The 739-nt window shown below is 61.6% G+C and carries 2 protein-coding genes; both read right to left on the bottom strand.

From position 1 onward, the window contains the following. A partial coding sequence (locus tag NCS02_RS03410) for an ATP-binding cassette domain-containing protein (RefSeq protein WP_250522887.1) occupies positions 1-377 on the bottom strand: 377 nt, incomplete at its 3' end. Between the two features lie 17 nt (positions 378-394). Continuing rightward, positions 395-739: ABC transporter permease subunit (locus NCS02_RS03405; RefSeq protein WP_502800861.1), on the bottom strand; the 345-nt coding region annotated here is incomplete at its 5' end.

The following is a 739-nucleotide window of genomic DNA, read 5'->3' as shown; positions in this document are numbered from 1 at the left end:
CGTTCGGCGGGCGTCTGGAACACCGCGCCGACCAGACCGTGCTTCGTGCGAACGTGACGTCCGACCATCACGTTCTCCAGCGCCGTCATGCCGCCGAAAAGACGAATGTTCTGGAACGTGCGCGCGATGCCCGCCTTCGCCACCTGATAAACCGCCGTCGGGGTGTACGCCTGGCCGTCGAGCTTGAACTCGCCCGAATCCGGCGTGTAGAGACCCGTGATCACGTTGAAGAACGTCGTCTTGCCTGCGCCGTTCGGGCCGATCAGACCGTAGATCTCGCCTTCCTTGATTTCGAGGCGTACGTCGGACAACGCCTGCAAGCCGCCGAAACGCTTGTTGACGCCCGTGACGGAAAGTCGTGTTTGCTTATCGCTCATCTTTCAATCCCCCGCCTTTAAGCACGCACCGGCTTCTTGCCGTTGCGCTTCGCGATCTTCGCGATCTTGTCTTCGTGTTTCGCGGCGGGCCACAGGCCTTCCGAGCGATACAGCATGATCAGCACCATCGCCAGACCGTACAGCAACTGGCGGATGACTTCGGTATCGACAAGCTGATGACCGAAGATGGCGTTCTGCAGCGGACCCATTGTCGTGCGCAGGAATTCGGGGAACACGGCGAGCAGCACCGCGCCGAGAATCACGCCCGGAATATGGCCCATGCCGCCCAGCACCACGCACGCCAGCACGACGATCGACTCCCAGAACGTGAACGATTCCGGCGACACGAAGCCCTGGAACGC

Origin of the sequence: Caballeronia sp. NCF2 (assembly GCF_023631205.1) — a bacterium.
GTDB lineage: Bacteria > Pseudomonadota > Gammaproteobacteria > Burkholderiales > Burkholderiaceae > Caballeronia > Caballeronia zhejiangensis.
This window is presented reverse-complemented; position numbering and strand designations above follow the sequence as displayed.